The organism is Pseudomonas syringae (genome assembly GCF_000737245.1).
GTDB classification, from domain to species: domain Bacteria; phylum Pseudomonadota; class Gammaproteobacteria; order Pseudomonadales; family Pseudomonadaceae; genus Aquipseudomonas; species Aquipseudomonas syringae_J.
In genome coordinates this window covers 104,963-122,512 of sequence record NZ_JPQU01000014.1, presented here as the reverse complement: position 1 = coordinate 122,512, position 17,550 = coordinate 104,963, and the positions used below count along the sequence as shown (strand labels likewise).

Sequence of the window (17,550 nt, the reverse complement as noted above, 5' to 3'; positions counted from 1 at the left end):
TGACGTCCGCACTGCCGACAAATAGGCTGATTTTGAAATCGCATCGCGGGCAAGGTGGAGCGCCACCCCGGTCGCTCCTACGGGTTCTGTGTCTGCTGCGCGACAGCGCTGTGTCAGGAAACTGCGAGGGAAGCGATGCTTGCCAAAGATGCTGGCCGACTCGGTCTTCAAACCGGCAAAAGCCCGACTCGCCGCCGCGCCATGGCCGGCTCTGGTCTTGCGCAGGGCAAGAACTGCCCTCGGCCCGGCTCGCCACGAGCCTGGCCGTCCCAGACAATCTCACCCCGAGCCAATGTCAGCGCAGGCCAGGCGTTCAGGCGCATGCCTGCATAAGGCGTGTAGTCGACGCGGTGATGCAACAGGTCATTGTGCAGCTCAAGATCCAGCCCCTCGTCCCATATCACCAGATCGGCATCGCCACCAATCGCAATGCTGCCTTTGCGCGGGTATAGACCATACATTCTGGCGGCATTGGTCGATGTCAGGGCCACGAACTCCTGGGCGGTAATACGCCCGCTGCACACCCCTTCAGACCAGAGCAACGCCATGCGCGTCTCGATGCCGGGGATGCCGTTGGCGATTTCCGAGAACGGAGCCTGCTCACCATGGGCGCGCTTGCCGTCTGGTCCTTCGTAGCGAAACGGCGCGTGATCCGACGAGAACACCGCGAACGAGCCATTCTGCAAACCGTCCCAGATCACTTGCTGATTGGCAGCATCCCGTGGCGGTGGGCTGCAAATACATTTGGCACCCTCGAAACTGTCATCACAACCCAGAGAATCAGCGGTCAGGAACAGGTACTGCGGGCAGGTTTCCGCATACACCTTCAACCCATGATCCTGCGCCCAGCGGATCTGGTCGATGGCTTCGCGGCCGGACACGTGGACAATCAGAATCGGTACATCCACCAGCTCGGCCAATGCGATGGCGCGGTGGGTGGCTTCACGCTCCACCAGCATCGGCCGCGAGCTGGCGTGATAACGCGGCGCCGCCAGCCCCGCGGCCAGCAAACGCTCGGTCAGCCAGGCGATGCAGTCGCTGTTCTCGGCATGCAGCATGACCATCGCCCCTTCGGCGCGAGCCACCGACAGGGTTTCAAGAATCTGCCGGTCGTCGAGCTTCAGTGCGTCATAGGTCATGTAGATCTTGAACGAGGTATAGCCCTCGGCAATCAGCTCGGGCAGTTCCCGGTTGAGCACGTCTTCGGTGGGATCGGTGACGATCAGGTGGAAGGCGTAATCGATCAGCGGCTTGCCATCGGCCCGTCGGTGATAGTCCTCGACGGCCGCACGCAGGCTCTGGCCTTTCTGCTGGCAGGCGAACGGGATCACCGTGGTTGTGCCGCCACAGGCCGCAGACCGGGTTCCGCTTTCGAAATCGTCAGCCATCACCGAACCGTCGCCCGTGGGCTGATCCAGATGCACGTGGCTGTCGATACCGCCAGGCGTTACAGAGCGTCCACCAGCATCGATCTCCCGCAGAGCACTGCCCAGGTCCAGACCCAGTGCGACGATTTTGCCGTCGCGAATGCCGATGTCACTGACGAAGGTATCTGCCGCCGTGACCACCTTGGCGTTGCGCACCACTACATCAAATCCCTGCATGGGATAGATCTCCTCAGCTGCGAGCCAGCCAGGCTTGCGCAATTTGCTCGCGGGTGGCGAACCACACGCCCTCATGGCCTTGGGCGTATTCGATAAAGCGCTTGAGCGCCCGAACCCGACCCGGACGGCCAACCATGCGCGGGTGCAGCCCCACGGACATCATGCGCAAACCGTCGGCCGACTCGTCATAGAGCACTTCGAAGCTTTCTTTCATGTATTCGAAGAAGTCCGACGCCTGCGACAGCCCGGGGGAGTTCCAGTAACGGAAGTCATTCACGTCGCTGGTATACGGCACCACCAGACGCTGCTTGCCTTCGACGTCGACGAAGTACGGCACGTCATCGTTATAAGCGTCTGAGTCGTAAAGAAAGCCGCCCTCCTCGGCTACCAGTCGCCGGGTCCGCACGCTGGCACCATACCGGCAGTACCAACCCACCGGACGCTTGCCGCAGGTGCGCTCAAACGATTCGATTGCCAGGCGAATGTGTTCGCGCTCTTCGGCTTCGGTAAGGCGAAAGACTTCTTCCCAGCGATAACCATGGCTGCACACCTCATGGCCCAGGGCGACGGCAGCCTTGGCCACGTCAGGGTTCTGTTCGAAGGCGACGGCGCAAGCGTGGAAGGTCGACGGGACGCCAGCCTTCTCGAGAATCTCGAGGATCCGCCAGATACCAACCCGAGAGCCATATTCGTACATGGACTCCATGGCCAGGTTGCGCACGCCATCGGGAAACTGATAGCTGCCCCATTCGGTCATGCTTTCCTGATCGGGGTCGCCCATGGCCAGGGAGCGCTCGGAGCCTTCCTCGTAGTTGATGACCAGGCTGATGGCCAGGCGTGCGCCGTTAGGCCAGGTGCCCTGAGGGCGGTTTCGGCCGTAACCGACCAGATCGCGAAGGGGTGAAGCCATAGAAGCAATCTCCTGCACAGGCGCAGATGGTTGGGTGCACGCAGACCGCCGAGCAGTGGCTCAGCAGTCGATATTGTTCAAAGCATCATGGTCCGGCCCGCTGAGCGACTGACCGTCGCGGAAGGCCAGGCCCATCGCCAGGGTTTGAGCCACACAGAACGCCGCCGTCAGTGAGCGAAAGCCCAGCAGTTCGGCATCGTTGACTTCAATAATGACCGCCGCACGCTGGCTGATCGGACTAAGGATGCTGTCGGTGATCGCCACGATGGGCGTGCCCGCGGCTGCTGCCTGCTGGCAGGCCTCAATGGTTTCCTGGGCATAGGGCGGAAAACTTACCGCCACCAGCACATCATCGGCGTGCAGTGCGCCGACCTGCTCACGCAACGAACCACCCAGGCCGCTGATGTGCACGGCGCGGCGACCGACCCGGCTCAAGGCATAGCTCAGGTAACTGGCCATGGGAAACGAGCGGCGCATGCCGACCACAAAGGTGGTGCGTGCCTGTTGCAGCAAAGTGATGGCCTTCTCCAGCGCCTCGACCTGCTGGCCCTCGGCCAAATGCTCCAGGGACACGATATTGGCCCGGCTGAACGCGGTGAGGATCGCGCCCACATCGGTCGGGTCTTCCAGCAACTCTTCGCCGTGGTAATGGCGGATGCGCTCGCTGAAGCTGGAAGAACCTGCCTGTTGCAGTGGCGCTTTGAACAGCCGCTGCAAGTCGCTGAAGCCGTTGAAACCCAGGGCTTTGGCCAGACGAATGAAGGCCGATGAAGCAATACCCGAGCGCGTCGCCAACGCAGCCACCGTATTGAGCGCCACGTCATGCGGATGCTCGTTGAGGTAATACGCCGCGTCACGCATGCGCGCGGTCAGGCGGTCTTGTTGCTCAACGATGGCCGCACGCAGCTCGGCAAGGGTTTGAGGTACAGGCATGGATATCGCTCGCAGAAATCAGGATTGGCGCAAATCGGTTATCGCCCGAGCCAAGTGCTCGACCAGCCGCTGCATCTCGTCGACGGTGTTGTAATGCGCGATGGAAACACGCACCACGCCGCCGTGTTGGGTCAGACCCAACTCTTCGATCAGGTGCCGAGCGTAGAAGTCACCAAAACGGATGCCGATCTGCTCGGCATCGATGCGGCGCACGATGGCTTCGGACTGCACACCCTCGACCACGAAGCTGATGGTCGGCACTCGATCCCCTGCGGTGACCCGAGGCTTGCCGATGATGCGCACGCCGGGCGCATCACGCAGGAACGCCAGCAGGGTTTCGGCGAGCAGATCTTCCTGTACTTCAAAGGCATCAAACGCCGCTTGCATCACCTGACGTGGGGTGCCGGTCGCCCCTAGTCGCCGACCGATATCCAGCAAGTAATCGCTGATACCCATGCAGCCATAGGACAGTTCGTAGTTGAGGTTGCCCGGCTGCAGCTTATAGGGGATGACTTCCTGGCCGATGAAAAAGTGATTGAGGCTTGGCAGTTCCAGCAGCGCATCGCGATGGCCCCACAACACGGCAAAGTGCGGGCCGAACACCTTGTAGAAACTGAACACGTAATAGTCAGCGCCGCTGGCTTGTACATCCACCAGACGATGGGGCGCATAGGCCACGGCGTCGACGCACAACTTGCCGCCCACGGCATGCACGCGCCGTGCGACTTCGGCGACCGGGTTGACGCTGCCGAGGATGTTCGAGGCGTGAGTCATGGCCACATAGCGGGTGCGCGAGTTGAGCAGTGCATCCAGATCTTTGAGTTCCAGGTCCAGGCTCGACGGGTCCACGGACCAGACCCGCAAGGTCGCGCCACGCTCTTCGCACAGCCGTTGCCACGGGCCGATGTTGGCTTCATGGTCGCAATTGGTGACGATGATTTCGTCACCGCTGTTGATCGACGGCGCGATGGCCCGACACAGGATCTGCAACAGATGGGTGGTCGAACCGCCCATCACGCATTCTTCAGGGTGGTAAGCGTTGATCAGTTGCGCCACGGATTCGCGGGCTTGCATCACCCGCTCGCCCGCCGAGACAGAGCCCCCGTAGGAAGCGCCCAGTTGCACGCTGCTGTTGAGCAGGTAATCACGCACCCGGTCCGCCACACGGCCGAGAACGGCGGAACCACCCGCGTTATCCAGGTAGGCGTAGCCGTCGGCCAGCATCGGGAATTGGCTACGGACATAACTCATATCGAGGGCGTTCACGTGGGCAGTCTCCAAAAAGATCAGTGGTGCAGGATGGCCTGCAAGAAGGCTTGAGTACGCGGCTCCTGAGGGGCCGTGAAGAAATCGTGGGGGTTGTTCTGTTCGATGATCCGGCCGTTCTCCATGAAGATCACTCGGTCGGCGACCTTGCGGGCAAAGCCCATTTCATGGGTGACCACCACCATGGTCACGCCGGAGCGTGCCAGGTTCTGCATCACGTCCAGCACTTCGCCGACCATTTCCGGGTCCAGGGCTGAAGTCGGTTCATCAAACAGGATCACCCGGGGCTCCATGGCCATGGTCCGGGCGATTGCCACGCGCTGCTGCTGACCGCCGGACAGCTGGCCGGGGTATTTTTCCGCGTGAGCGCTCATGCCGACCTTTTCCAGCAGCAGCCGTGCGCGCTCCTGGGCATCGCGGCGTGACATGCCGCGCACACGCACCGGTGCCAGGGCCACATTGGCCAGCACGGTCATGTGCGGATAGAGATTGAAGTTCTGGAACACCATGCCAACTTCGCAACGAATTCCGGCCAGCTTCGGGCCGCTCTCGACCCGCTGATCAGCCACGCGAATGTCGCCTTGCTGGTATTCCTCAAGCAGATTGATGCAGCGGATCAACGTGGACTTTCCGGAACCCGAAGGCCCGAGAATCACCACCACCTCACCCTGCTCCACCGACAGGTTGATGTCTGCCAGGGCCTGAAACTGCCCATAAAACTTGGCGACGCCTTCAATTTCAATGACTGCGCTCATCAGTTCTTCCTCCCGGTGCCATTACGTCGCTCAACCCAGCTCACCAATTGCACCAAAGGCAGCAGCAACAGCAGGTACATGATCGCCGCACCTACCAAAGGAGTCGGGTTGGCGGCCAGCGCCTGGGCTTGAGTCGCCTGTTTGAGCAGATCGGGCATAGCCACAACCGACGCCAACGCCGTGTCTTTCATGACGTTGATGCAGTTACTGGTCATCGGCGGCATGACGATGCGCATGGCTTGCGGCAGGATCACGTCGCGCATGGTGTTGAAAAAACTCATACCCTGAGAAGCGGCGGCTTCGAACTGGCCGCGCGGGATGGCTTCAATACCGGAGCGGAAAATCTCCGCCGAATAAGCGCATGACACCAGGGACAACGCCGCGGCCGCAGCGGCAAACGACGACAGGCGAATGCCCACGAACGGCAGCGCGTAATAGATAAGGACCAGCAGCACCAGCAGCGGTATGGAGCGCATCACGTCGATGTAAATGCGCGCCAGCAAGCGGACCGGTGCGTAGCTGTAGAGGCGCAGCATGGCCAGCAGCAAACCGCCAACCAGCCCAAGCACGATACTGACCACGCCCAGCAACACCGTCACCCCGAGGCCACGTAGCATCAGCGGCAATGCATCGACGAATACGCCCCAGTTGAAGAAAGTCTGCACCAACTCCATTGCGATTCCTTAGTGACGGCGCCGCAGCGCCAGGTTGAACAGTCAGCGTTTACTTGAGCACATCAACAACTTTGACGGTGCTGGAGTCGGCATCAGCGTCGGCGCCGAACCACTTCTTGTGCAGACCGGCGATCACGCCTTCCTTTTTCATGGCGCTGATGATGTCGTTGACCTGAGTCGCTGATTCCCAGCCCTTGGCGTGCATCAACGAATACTTCTCGCCAGTCGGGATACGAGCCACGACTTTGTATTGCGGCTTGTCCTTGATGTAGTACAGGACCGCCGGGATATCGCTGACATAACCATCCATGCGCCCGGATGCCAGATCAAGCATGGCTGGAGACAGCCCTTCGTAGCGGGAAACATCGGCAAACTTGTATTCGCCCTGATGCGCCGTGACCCACATGTCACCGGTGGACCCGGTATCAACGCCAACGACCTTGCCCTGCATGCCTTTGAGGCCATCGATGCCAGACTTGGTCAGCACCGAAAGCGACTGGTCGCTGTCGTAGTACGGCTGGGCAAACGCCACTGACTCAAGACGCTTGGGGGTGATGGTGATCGAGGAAATCGCAATATCGGCTCGCTTGGACTGCACCGCGCTGAACAGACCGTTGAAGGGGATATTGACGAACTCGACGGTCTTGCCGGCTCGCTTGGCGACTTCTTTGACGACATCGACTTCGAAACCGACGATCTCGCCTTTTGCATCCTGGAACTCCCACGGAACGTTGCCGACGTTGGCACCCACCGTCCAGTCCGCCGCCCAGGTGGAGGCCGAAAATGCGGTCGCGACCGCCAGGCTCAAGAGTACTTTCACAGTCATGTGTTGCTCCCCCGTCTCACTCGTTGCAAGAAGTCGCCAGAAGGCGTGTCGAGGAACAGACTAGGACCAAGAATCAAATAATTCAACAATTAAAATAAATGAATTAAATGCTTCACTGCGGTGCAACGCCACGCCGATTTGGTGCGCAGCTCAAGAGGCACCGGGGGCCACGAGATAGGAGTAAACCGGTGGATGAGACGAGGGAAGATGCACTGATGCGGGGCGGAGTGGAAGGCGTCAGACCGAGTCATCGTTCTTCGCGGGCAAGCCTCGCTCCAACGGGCTCATCGCTCCCCGTTGGAGCGAGGCTTGCCCGCGAAGAACGATGACTCGGTACTCCAGATAGAAACATCCTGCCAATCTATCAAGGCTCACCAATCAGCTGTTTGGACTAGCTTCTGAATCACAATTCAAAAGCTACGGATTACAGATGCGCTTCCATACCAGCCAAACACGAATAGGCAGATACAGCGAACACGGCCGGATTTACCTGATTACTTCCATAACCAAAAACCGCGCAGCTTTTTTCTCCGATTGGCGAGTCGGGAAACTTGTGGCTACGCAATTGCGAACCGCTGAGCGTGAAGCCTTGGTTACCTCCCTGGCCTGGGTGGTCATGCCGGATCATTTTCACTGGCTGATCGAGCTCAGGGAGAAATCATTGAGTGAAGTGACGGCCCGCACAAAATCCAGGAGCAATTGCGCGGTTAACAAGGCATTGGGCCGCACCGGAAGTATCTGGCAAAGAGGATTTCATGACCGGGCGATTCGTAGAGAGGAGGATTTGAAAACGATTGCCCGGTACATCGTCCTTAATCCCGTTCGCGCCGGGCTAGTCAGCCGGGTTGGTGATTACCCGCTTTGGGATGCTATCTGGGTTTAACTCGACTCTGAGACCGAGTTGCGACATTCGCGGGCAAGCCTCGCTCCAACGGATTTAGGTAATCCGTTGGAGCGAGGCTTGCCCGCGAAGAGATCAACTCGAATGCACTGACTCACCACTCGATTTCGCTTCTCTGCGCTGCTCCTCACTCGGTTCTTTAATCCGATACCAGGCCAAATACAGCGCTGGCAAAAACAGCAGGGTCAGGAGGGTGGCGATGATGATGCCGCCGATCATGGCGTAGGCCATCGGGCCCCAGAAGACTTCTCGGGCGATGGGGATCATGCCCAGGCTGGCGGCGGCTGCGGTAAGCAGGATCGGGCGGCGACGGTGCTGGGTGGCTTCGGCCACGGCGTCCCAGGGCAGATAACCGTCCCGCTCATAGGCATCAATCTGCGTCACCAGAATCACCGAGTTGCGGATGATGATACCGATCAGCGCCAATATCCCCAGAATCGCCACAAAGCCCATGGGTGTACCCGTCGGGATCAACGCCAGCACCACGCCGATCAAACCCAGCGGCGCAACGCTGGCCACCAGAAACAGCTTCTGCACGCTGTGCAACTGGATCATCAGGAACGTCGCCATGAGGAAGATCATCAACGGCACCACACTGGCAATCGGGCCCTGGGCCTTGCTGCTCTCCTCTACCGTACCGCCGGTTGCCACCTTATAACCCACGGGCAACCCGGCATTGAACTTGTCGATGTCCGGCTTCAGCTGTTTGACCAGATCGGTAGGCTGCATGTCATCAGCCACCGCCGCCTTGACGGTAATCGTCGGCTTGCGATCTCGACGCCAGACCAGCGGCTGCTCCAATTCATAACGCACTGTGGCAAACGCCAGCAGCGGAATCGAAGTGCCACCCGACGTCACGATCTGCAGATTTTGCAGGGTTTCGGGCGAGCCTCGTTCAGCGTCTTCGGCGCGGCCCACCACATTAATCAGGTAGATATCGTCGCGTACCTGAGTCACCGCCGAGCCGCTGACGATGCTGTTCATCAGTTGCGCAACATCCTCCGAAGACAAGCCCAGTTGCCTCGCCTTGTCCTGATTGATGTCGATGCGCAGCACTTTGCCCGGCTCGTTCCAGTCGTAAATCATCTCGCCGACATGCGGATTGTTATCGAGCAACGTCGCCAGCTCGATGGCGTGCTGACGCACCTTGTCGATGTTTTCACCGCTGATGCGGTATTGCAGCGGACGCCCCACCGGCGGGCCCATTTCCAGCGGTTGCACGTAGCTGCCGATGCCTACAAAATCCTCTCGCAAACGCTTGTTCAGCCGCTCGCTCAAGGCCGTGCGCTGCTCCAGGCTTTTGCTGACGATCACCAACTGCGCGTAGTAAGGGTTTTCCAGCTGCTGGTCCAGCGGCAGATAGAACCGCACTGCGCCCTGGCCGATGTAAGTGCTCCAGCGCTCAATGTCCGGATCGTCCTTGAGGGTGGCTTCCAGGCGGTCCACGACTTTGCGTGTTTCGTTGATCGAGGCGTTTTGCGGCAGGTTCAGATCGACGAGGATTTCCGGGCGATCAGAAGACGGGAAGAACTGGTTCTGCACAAACTGCATGGAAAACACCGCGCCGACAAACAGCAGCACGGTGATGATGATCGTCAGCCAGCGATTGCGCATCGCCCAGAACATGCTGTTGTTGAAGCCCCGGGCAATGCGCCCTTCCTTCTCCTTTTCATCCTTCTTCTTGATGTTGCTGCTGAGGATATGCACGCCGATCACCGGCGCGAACAGCACCGCCACCACCCAGGACACCAGCATCGCCACGGCAATAACCGCGAACAGCGTGAAGGTGTATTCCCCCGCAGAACTGGCGTTGAGGCCGATGGGCACAAATCCGGCGACGGTGACCAGGGTACCGGTCAGCATCGGGAACGCGGTGGAGGTGTAGGCGAAGGTCGCGGCCTGTTCTTTGGTCTCGCCCATTTCCAGGCGCGTGACCATCATTTCCACGGTGATCATCGCGTCGTCCACCAGCAAGCCCAAGGCAATGATCAACGCGCCGAGGGAAATCCGCTGCATGGTGATGCCGCTGTATTCCATGAACACAAAGACCATGGCCAGCACCAGCGGGATCGAGCACGCCACCACCAACCCGGCACGCACACCCAGGCTGACGAAGCTGACGATCAGCACGATCACCACCGCCTCAAACAGCGCACTGGTAAAACCGCCCACGGCTTTTTCCACCACTTCGGCCTGGTCCGACACGCTGTGCACGCCAATGCCTACTGGCAAGTCGGCGGTGGTCGCTTCCATGCGCGCATGCAGCGCCTTGCCGAAATCCTGAATATTGCCGCCCTTCTTCATGGCAATCGCCAGACCGATGGCCGGTTTGCCGTTGAAGCGGAACAAGGGCTTGGGCGGATCGGTGTAGCCGCGAGTGATTTCCGCGATGTCGCTCAAGCGATAGAAGCGATCGTTGAGGCGCAGGTTGACCGCTGCCAGATCCTTCTCGGACGCAAACTGTCCCGAGGTACGTACCGAAATTCGTTCCGGCCCGGCTTCGATCACCCCGGCAGGCGTAACCGTGTTCTGCGATTGCAGGCTTTGCACCACCTGACGCTGGTCCAGCCCCAGTGCGGCCAGCTTGCGGGTGGAGAAATTCAGGTACAGCACTTCGTCCTGCTGGCCGATCATTTCGACCTTGCCCAACCCCGGCACGTCGCGGATCTCCGCGCGCACCTGCTCCACATAATCGCGCAGCTGGCGCATGGAAAAACCATCGGCGGTGAAGGCATAGACCGAGCCATATACATCGCCGAATTCATCGTTGAAGAACGGCCCCTGCATGCCCTGTGGGAATTGGCTGCGGATGTCGTCGATCTTCTTGCGCACCTGATACCAGATCTCTGGAATATCCTTGGCGCTGGTGGTGTCATGCAGGTAAATCATCACCGTTGACTCGCCGGGCCGCGTGTAGCTTTTCACGTAGTCCAGGGAGTCCAGCTCTTCGAGCTTTTTCTCTATGCGGTCGGTGACTTGCTCCAGGGTTTCATCCACCGTCGCGCCCGGCCAGCGGGTTTGTACGACCATGGTTTTGATGGTGAAGGACGGATCCTCTTCACGCCCCAGATTCATGTAGGAAAAAACGCCCATGAGCAGTGCGACGAACATCAGATACCAGACAAACGACTGGTGTTTGATGGCCCATTCGGACAGGTTGAAACTCCCTTTCATCGTGGGCTTCCTTCATCGACTTTGACTTTCTGGCCCGGTTTCAGGCTGTTGACCCCGGCACTGACTATCAGCTCGCCGGGTTTGACACCGTTACTCAATACGAAGGTATCGTCGCTGCGGCTAACCACCTGCACCGCACGTGGGCTGACGGTCTGGTTCTGCTGATCGATGACCCAGATCTGCGTCTTGCCATCGACCTCTTGCAACGCGTTGATCGGCAACTCCGTGCGCGCCGCAATCGCCGTACTGAGGGTGACGCTGACAGCAGTGCCAAGACGGAACGCGTCTGGCGTGTCGGTCAGGGTCAGGCGAGCGCGACGGGTGCGGGTGGTGCGCTCAGCCTGGGGTTCGATTTCCCGCAGAGTGGCGGTGGTGGCGATCTGCGGATCGAGCTGGCTGGCAACCTTGAATTCGACGCCGACCGGCAATTGGTCGGCCAAGGTGCCAGGCAGGTCGATGACCGCTTCTTTGATGTCTGGTCGCGCCAGGGTCACCACTTCCTGCCCCGCTGTGACTACCTGCCCTGCTTCGGCCTGCCAGCGGGTGACCACAGCATCGTGATCCGTGCGCAACTCGCTGTAAGCCAGCTGATCCTGGGCCTGACTCAAGGCCGAACGCGCCTGCTCACGTGAGGCGTTGGTGGTTTTCAAATCGGTCTGGGCGATGTCGAGTTGCGCTTGAGCACCTACGCCGCGATCGAACAGCTCTTGCTGACGACGGGCATTGGCTTGCGCGTTGATCCACTGCGCTTCGATCCGGGCAAGATCACCCTGAGCGGCGCGCACATTGTTTTGCTGGTCAGTCGGATCAAGGGTGGCGAGCAACTGGCCTTTCTGCACTTCGCTGCCCACGTCCACATGACGCTGAGCAATGCGCCCGCCAACCCGGAAACCCAAGGTGCTTTGATAGCGCGCTTCGATGTTGCCGGCAAAGCGCCCAAGGGTTTCTTCAGAGATTGGGTTGGCCTGTACCGACACCACCGGGCGCACCGGCTCCGGCGGCGGCTCTTCTTTACTGCATGCGCTCAATACACTCAGCAGCAACAACGGCAGCAGACGCTTCATGGCTGCACTCCGGCGGTTTTCTGTTGCTCGGTGGCGGCGATTTCAACCTGCATCTCCGGGTGCAACAATTGCCCGCCCATCACCACCACTTTTTCACCGCCCTTCAAGCCGTCGGAAATGATCACCTTGCCGGTCAGATAACGCGCCACTGTAACGCCCCGCAAATTGGCCTTGCCTTGATCGTCCACCACCCAGACGGCGGGCTGCCCCAGTTCCTTGCCCAAGCCCTTGGTCAGCGCGGCCCATGGCAACTCAACGCTGGCCTTGCCCGGCGCCTGCAGGCTCACGCTGACTACCGAGCCCAAATCCATGCCCGGGGGCAGTTTTTCCAGGGCGATCTTCACTTGCAGGGTGCCGGTTTGAGCTGAGACAGCGGGGGTGACTTCCCGGACCTTGCCGACCGCCTTGATTTGTGGATCTTCCAGCAAGCTGACCACCACCGGTTGATTCCCCGCAGGGTCGGCGAACAGGGATTCATAGACGTTGAACACGGCATCGCGCTCGCCATCCCGGGCCAGCCCGAAAATCGGCATGGTGGCTTGCACTACTTGGCCGACTTCCGCCTGCCGTTCGGTGATCACCCCCGGCGCTTCGGCGATCAGTGCGGTGTAGCTCAGCTGCTCCCGAGCATTGGCCAACTGTGCCTGGGCGGCTTTGAGCGCGCTCTGGCTGCTGCGCAACGCGGCCTGGGCCGAATCGTATTCACTGCGGCTGGTGTAGCCCTTGGGCAGCAGCTTTTCCTGGCGCACCAAGGCCGCGCTGCTTTGCGTCACACGCGCCTGCTCGGCGGCGACTGCAGCTACAGCGGAATTGACGTTAGTCTGCAAATCCTTGGGATCGAGCTTGGCCAGCACCTGCCGCGCCGTGACCCGGTCGCCAACATCCACCATGCGCTGAATGATCTTGCCGCCGACCCGGAACGAAAGCTGAGTCTGCACCCGCGCCTGAATATCGCCGGTCAACGCCACCTGCGCGGCGTAATCCGCCGTCGCGACCTTCTGCACGTTAACGCGCGGGAGATTCGGCGCAGGCGGCTTTTCCTTGCCGCAGCCAGCCAGGATCGCCAACGAAAAAGTCAGGCCAAGAATCGCTAGTCTTGAGGGGGAAACAGGCATGCAGACTCCTTATACGGATGCCGTGCGCCTGCCTCGCTGCGATTGAGTGGGTAGCGCCGTGACTATGCGACTCTTAGCGTAGATGAGGGTTCCTTGGGGTGCGTGATTGGGGCATATCTGCTGAGTGCGTGGCTGGTAGGAGCCAACTTGTTGCCGAGGTTTTTTTGAGGTGTGAATTCGAGAGTTCGCTCCTAAATGCACCGAGCTTTTTGTCATGGCGGATTTCCTAGGGAATGAGACTCCAAGGGCTGTCTACTAGCAAAAATGCCAAGCCTTATCCTTTGTCTAAAACCGGCAACAGCGGCGAATGAGTCAGTCCACTGAGACCCACATGCCTACTGCTACGAACAACTTACCGTACGACCCAGAGCGAGTCATGGGTCGATACGAATGTGACTATCCTGCGTAGTAGTCAAAACTAAGCGCGACTACTAGAGGGCCAATAATAATCTCTCAGCAACCTGGTTATCTCAGGCTGGGCTTCCTGAATATTGCCACGCAGAACCCGTATTTCAGAAAGTAGATTCGCTTCACGTGTTACGTGGTTCCGAAACGCCAAAACATCTGAAGTGAATACATTATTATTCTCAAGTTTGGAAAGCCATTTAGCATTGACCTCCGCTCTCAATGCGTTACGCGTATCAGAATATATATATTGCATTGACTCAGTGGTTCCGCCAACTGAGGGTCGGCTGTGCCACTCTCGCGTCAAACCTCTCTTGATGCTCTCCTGCTGAAAGGCCCTACTTGCCTGAAGTCCTGGGTCGCCCATTGGTTCCATCGCACTTGACCAACCTCCGGATGAAGCCAATGACTTCAACCTGTCTGCTTTCGTTGACGCCACTGATCCCGTTGACCCCCTGAAAGTGGGCATACGCGACAGAGGGCCAGACCCAGATATTCCCCTCATTGCCATTGGAGTGCCTCTGCCCCTCGCACCAGCCATTAAAACCTGGCGCGTAAGAACAGTGCTCGCCTTACGGACGCTCGATAGCAGTAGTTTAGAGAGCACACCGATCAACCCACCAAAATGCCCCGTCGGATCACTCCTATTCACCGGATCCCCTACGCAATACGCATAGGCATTCAACCCACCCTCGCCAAACGGGCTCAAGCTGTCCGGGCTGTTGAAGCGCATGAGTATCGGGTTGTAGGCGCGGTAGCCATTGCCGAGTAAGTAGTGGCCGGTGACCGGGTCGGGTTGTTCGCCGTTGAAACCGGGTAGTCCTGGCAATCCAGTGACCGCTTCGCGGTGGCCGTAGGGGGCGTAGGCGATGGCGATGTCTTCGGCATGCAGCACGCTGTTTTGTATGTCGGTGGCTAAGAGTGCGCTGTTGGTCTGGTTTTTCCGAGCCAGGAGTTCGCTGTCTGAGCGCAGATAGGTGCGTTGTTCTGCACCCTGAATTTCCGTCACCAGTTGGCCCGCCTTGTAAAACCGTTGCGTAATGGCTTCGCCCAGTGGCGTGCGGGATGCGAGGCGGTCCAGCGGGTCGTAGGTGTCGCGGCTCAGGATGGATTGATGGGCCATGGCGGAGTCCCTAAGGAATCAGGTATCAAGGATCGGACCTGTATCAAGATGAGTACCTTGTGAAGGCTCGTCTACTAGCAGAAATGCTAGGTTTTGCCTTTTGCCGACAGGCGGCTCGGGCAAAGAATTGGTCTACTTGAGCCACCCGTAATAGACATATGTAATGCCCCGCTGGCAAAGACACTCGTAAAATAGCGCCTTGGCTCATCGCAGCCTTTTCACTGGGAATATCGGCAAGGAAGCAGTGATGCTCAAAACCCTCGCGGTCGCCAACTACCGGTCCATCAATAGCCTGATCGTACCGCTCGAACGCCTGAACGTGATCACCGGCCCCAATGGCAGTGGCAAGTCCAATCTATATCGGGCCCTGCGTCTGCTCAGCGAAACGGCCCAGGGTGGGGTCATCAATGCCCTGGCTCGTGAAGGCGGGCTGGATTCAACGTTTTGGGCCGGGCCAGAGAAAATCAGCCGGGCCATGCTTGCGGGGGACGTTGACGTACAGGGTGGACCGCGACAAAAGGTCAAACGCCTGCGACTCGGTTTTGCCGGGGAGGATTTCAGCTACGCCATTTCCCTGGGTCTGCCCGAAAAGACTCTCTCGGCATTTGCCCTGGACCCGGAAATCAAGAAGGAGTGCATCTGGGCCGGGCCGTTGTATCGCCCAGCCAGCCTGCTGGTGCAACGCAGCGGGCCGATGATTCGTGCACGGGAAGGCCGCGACTGGGACGTATTGGCCCAACACACGCCGGCTTCGGACAGCCTGTTCGATCAGGTGGGTAGCCTGCGCAGTTGTCCGGAGGTGCTGCAACTACGGGAAAACATCCGCGGCTGGCGCTTCTACGACCACTTTCGCAGCGACTCCGAAGCCCCGGCGCGCCGGCCACAACTGGGCACCTTTACCCCGGTGCTGCACCACGACGGCCGGGATCTGGCGGCAGCCTTGCAGACCATTCTTGAGATTGGTGACCCACAGGCGCTGCACGCTGCCATCAGCGATGCGTTCCCCGGAGCCAGTCTGAAGATCAACGTGATGCCCGGCGGGCATTTCGCCGTGGAGTTTTATCAGGACGGCTTGTTGCGCCCGTTGTCAGCGGCGGAACTGTCCGATGGCACCTTGCGCTATTTACTGCTGGTCGCCGCCCTGCTCACCCCTCGCCCGCCCACCATGATGGTACTCAACGAGCCGGAAACCAGTCTGCATCCTGATCTACTGCCTGCTTTGGCGAGGTTGATCATCAAGGCTTCACACAACTGCCAGCTATGGGTCGTTTCACACGCCAGCCGATTGATTGCCGCGCTGGAGCAGAGCCCGGAATGCAATGCCATCGAGCTTGAAAAGGTGTTGGGGCAAACCGGGATTGTGGGGCAAGGGATGCTGGATGAGCCTGCGTGGCATTGGCCGGATTGAAGAGTTGTCAGGGCATCACACTTGTTTTGCAGGCGCTGCCAGAGGCTGCGAAAGCGGTGCGCGCTGATCTTCATCTGAGTCAGGGATATCGCTTCGCGAACAAGTTCGCTTCTAAACGACCATACACTTAATGATCCTGCAATCTGAGCGGCACGAAAGCTGAGTCTGCACCCGCGCCTGAATATCGCCGTTCAATACCACCTGTGTAACTGCATCGCAAAGAAGAGATCAAGATCCTTAAGTCAATCTATTAAGACACAATTTGATTAAGTCTTCTCAATTTCAACTGTCTAAGTACCACTGCCGCATCGATCAGGTCCTTTCTAAACGATTTAAACCTCGTGAGCTCGACTTCTTTAAGCGGTGTGCCTCGGACAGTCAGATTTGTCATGATACCGAGCTGTTTCATCGGACCATTTATAAACTTCCTTGCATGTTCGTTAAATATCGAAACCTCTCTGGTGGCTGCGCCCGCAGTATTCAAGCCTGTGTAAAAGTAGTCACGATCCCTGGACCTCATGCCAAGGTTAGAACTCACCACTGGTTCGATCGCCCCTTTTTGCGCAGAGAATTGTCGCAATGACTCCGTCATGTCTGGCGCACTTTCTCTAGACGAATTCTTAACCTGCGCAACAGTGACGATATTTTTTCGTCCCGCGTTTTTTCCAGAAAGCTCCTTTGCGAATCGACTCGTTAACCCTCTCCCCAGCGTCTGAAATTGGCCAACAGCACCAAGCCCCAAAGCACCCATCACCAATCCACCTGTCACATATCCAAGAGCCTTGCTGGTTTCCGGCGCAGATTTAGCCGTTGCAACAGCAGCGATTCCCGTCCCGAGTGCTGAACCCCCCGCCAAGCCGGCAAGGCCCATCAACCACCCAAAATGCCCCGTCGGGTCACTTCGATTCACCGGATCCCCCACGCAATACGCATAGGCATTCAACCCTCCCTCGCCAAACGGACTCAGGCTGTCCGGGCTGTTGAAGCGCATGAGTATCGGGTTATAGGCACGGTAGCCATTGCCGAGTAAGTAGTGGCCGGTGACCGGGTCGGGTTGTTCGCCGTTGAAACCCGGTAGTCCAGGCAATGCGCTCACAGCTTCGCGGTGGCCGTAGGGGGCATAGGTGATGGCCATGTCTTCGGCGTGCAGCACGCTGTTTTGGGGATCGGTGGCGAGCAGTGTGCTGGCCGTCAGGTTTTTCTGGGCCAGGAGTTGGCTGCCTGTGCGCATGTAGGTGCGTTGTTCTGCTCCCTGAATTTCCGTCACCACTTCGCCCGTCTTGTAAAACCGTTGCGCAATGGCTTCGGCCAGTGGCGTGCAGGATGCGAGGCGATCCAGCGGATCGTAGGTGTAGCGGGTGAGGATGGTTTGCGGGCGCATGGCTGCTTACC

At 59.0% G+C, this 17,550-nt stretch carries 14 protein-coding genes; 2 read left to right on the top strand and 12 right to left on the bottom strand.

Features of this window, described 5'->3' with window-relative positions; translation table 11 throughout:
- Positions 1–167: 167 nt before the first annotated feature.
- The 7 genes from hydA to IV01_RS23275 are packed head-to-tail and all read right to left on the bottom strand — an operon-like array spanning position 168 to position 6,968.
- Positions 168–1,604 carry a dihydropyrimidinase gene (gene hydA / locus IV01_RS23250; protein WP_032625207.1) on the bottom strand — a complete coding sequence of 479 codons (1,437 nt, stop codon included), beginning with the start codon at positions 1,602–1,604 and terminating at the stop codon, positions 168–170.
- Between the two features lie 13 nt (positions 1,605–1,617).
- Positions 1,618–2,514, bottom strand: a complete 897-nt coding sequence (locus tag IV01_RS23255; protein ID WP_032625205.1) for an allantoinase PuuE — start codon at positions 2,512–2,514, stop codon at positions 1,618–1,620.
- Positions 2,515–2,574: 60 nt separating this feature from the next.
- Positions 2,575–3,447: a MurR/RpiR family transcriptional regulator gene (locus IV01_RS0124495; RefSeq protein WP_032625203.1), complete on the bottom strand. Its 873-nt coding sequence runs from the start codon at positions 3,445–3,447 to the stop codon at positions 2,575–2,577.
- 18 nt (positions 3,448–3,465) lie between these two features.
- On the bottom strand, positions 3,466–4,713 hold the full coding sequence (locus IV01_RS23260) for a cysteine desulfurase-like protein (RefSeq protein WP_154232167.1): 1,248 nt from the start codon (positions 4,711–4,713) through the stop codon (positions 3,466–3,468).
- Between the two features lie 20 nt (positions 4,714–4,733).
- A complete protein-coding gene (locus tag IV01_RS23265) occupies positions 4,734–5,468 on the bottom strand; it encodes an amino acid ABC transporter ATP-binding protein (RefSeq protein ID WP_032625200.1) in 735 nt (244 codons plus the stop codon).
- A complete protein-coding gene (locus IV01_RS23270; RefSeq protein WP_032625198.1) occupies positions 5,468–6,142 on the bottom strand; it encodes an amino acid ABC transporter permease in 675 nt (224 codons plus the stop codon). Before IV01_RS23270 ends, IV01_RS23265 begins: the two co-directional genes overlap by 1 nt.
- Before the next feature lie 49 nt (positions 6,143–6,191).
- Positions 6,192–6,968 (bottom strand): transporter substrate-binding domain-containing protein, encoded by a 777-nt coding sequence (locus tag IV01_RS23275; protein ID WP_050507259.1) that lies wholly within the window; start codon positions 6,966–6,968, stop codon positions 6,192–6,194.
- Between the two features lie 430 nt (positions 6,969–7,398).
- On the opposite strand from IV01_RS23275, the gene IV01_RS23280 reads away from it, so the two are divergent.
- Positions 7,399–7,851 carry an REP-associated tyrosine transposase gene (locus tag IV01_RS23280; RefSeq protein WP_032625197.1) on the top strand — a complete coding sequence of 151 codons (453 nt, stop codon included), beginning with the start codon at positions 7,399–7,401 and terminating at the stop codon, positions 7,849–7,851.
- Between the two features lie 93 nt (positions 7,852–7,944).
- Here IV01_RS23280 and IV01_RS23285 read toward each other — a convergent pair whose 3' ends face one another.
- The 4 genes from IV01_RS23285 to IV01_RS26605 form a co-directional block, all read right to left on the bottom strand.
- Entirely contained in the window at positions 7,945–11,043 is a 3,099-nt protein-coding gene (locus tag IV01_RS23285) for an efflux RND transporter permease subunit (RefSeq protein WP_032625195.1), read from the bottom strand.
- Positions 11,040–12,107, bottom strand: coding sequence for an efflux RND transporter periplasmic adaptor subunit (locus tag IV01_RS23290; RefSeq protein ID WP_032625193.1), 1,068 nt, complete (start codon positions 12,105–12,107; stop codon positions 11,040–11,042). Before IV01_RS23290 ends, IV01_RS23285 begins: the two co-directional genes overlap by 4 nt.
- Positions 12,104–13,222 (bottom strand): efflux RND transporter periplasmic adaptor subunit, encoded by a 1,119-nt coding sequence (locus tag IV01_RS23295; RefSeq protein ID WP_032625191.1) that lies wholly within the window; start codon positions 13,220–13,222, stop codon positions 12,104–12,106. Before IV01_RS23295 ends, IV01_RS23290 begins: the two co-directional genes overlap by 4 nt.
- A gap of 418 nt (positions 13,223–13,640) precedes the next feature.
- Positions 13,641–14,750 carry an RHS repeat-associated core domain-containing protein gene (locus IV01_RS26605; protein WP_154232166.1) on the bottom strand — a complete coding sequence of 370 codons (1,110 nt, stop codon included), beginning with the start codon at positions 14,748–14,750 and terminating at the stop codon, positions 13,641–13,643.
- Positions 14,751–14,997: 247 nt separating this feature from the next.
- On the opposite strand from IV01_RS26605, the gene IV01_RS23300 reads away from it, so the two are divergent.
- Positions 14,998–16,158: an AAA family ATPase gene (locus tag IV01_RS23300; RefSeq protein WP_032625189.1), complete on the top strand. Its 1,161-nt coding sequence runs from the start codon at positions 14,998–15,000 to the stop codon at positions 16,156–16,158.
- Between the two features lie 250 nt (positions 16,159–16,408).
- Here the strand turns inward: IV01_RS23300 and IV01_RS25815 are convergent, their stop codons facing one another.
- Entirely contained in the window at positions 16,409–17,539 is a 1,131-nt protein-coding gene (locus IV01_RS25815) for an RHS repeat-associated core domain-containing protein (RefSeq protein ID WP_050507258.1), read from the bottom strand.
- Positions 17,540–17,550 lie beyond the last annotated feature (11 nt).

Bases quoted from the DNA above. Each gene is read 5' to 3' on its own strand.
- IV01_RS23285 (WP_032625195.1), bottom strand. From the start codon at position 11,043: ATGAAAGGGAGTTTCAACCTGTCCGAATGGGCCATCAAACACCAGTCG.
- IV01_RS23300 (WP_032625189.1), top strand. From the start codon at position 14,998: ATGCTCAAAACCCTCGCGGTCGCCAACTACCGGTCCATCAATAGCCTG.
- IV01_RS23295 (WP_032625191.1), bottom strand. From the start codon at position 13,222: ATGCCTGTTTCCCCCTCAAGACTAGCGATTCTTGGCCTGACTTTTTCG.
- IV01_RS25815 (WP_050507258.1), bottom strand. From the start codon at position 17,539: ATGCGCCCGCAAACCATCCTCACCCGCTACACCTACGATCCGCTGGAT.
- IV01_RS23265 (WP_032625200.1), bottom strand. From the start codon at position 5,468: ATGAGCGCAGTCATTGAAATTGAAGGCGTCGCCAAGTTTTATGGGCAG.
- IV01_RS23280 (WP_032625197.1), top strand. From the start codon at position 7,399: ATGCGCTTCCATACCAGCCAAACACGAATAGGCAGATACAGCGAACAC.
- IV01_RS23270 (WP_032625198.1), bottom strand. From the start codon at position 6,142: ATGGAGTTGGTGCAGACTTTCTTCAACTGGGGCGTATTCGTCGATGCA.
- IV01_RS23275 (WP_050507259.1), bottom strand. From the start codon at position 6,968: ATGACTGTGAAAGTACTCTTGAGCCTGGCGGTCGCGACCGCATTTTCG.
- IV01_RS26605 (WP_154232166.1), bottom strand. From the start codon at position 14,750: ATGGCCCATCAATCCATCCTGAGCCGCGACACCTACGACCCGCTGGAC.
- IV01_RS0124495 (WP_032625203.1), bottom strand. From the start codon at position 3,447: ATGCCTGTACCTCAAACCCTTGCCGAGCTGCGTGCGGCCATCGTTGAG.
- IV01_RS23290 (WP_032625193.1), bottom strand. From the start codon at position 12,107: ATGAAGCGTCTGCTGCCGTTGTTGCTGCTGAGTGTATTGAGCGCATGC.
- hydA (WP_032625207.1), bottom strand. From the start codon at position 1,604: ATGCAGGGATTTGATGTAGTGGTGCGCAACGCCAAGGTGGTCACGGCG.
- IV01_RS23255 (WP_032625205.1), bottom strand. From the start codon at position 2,514: ATGGCTTCACCCCTTCGCGATCTGGTCGGTTACGGCCGAAACCGCCCT.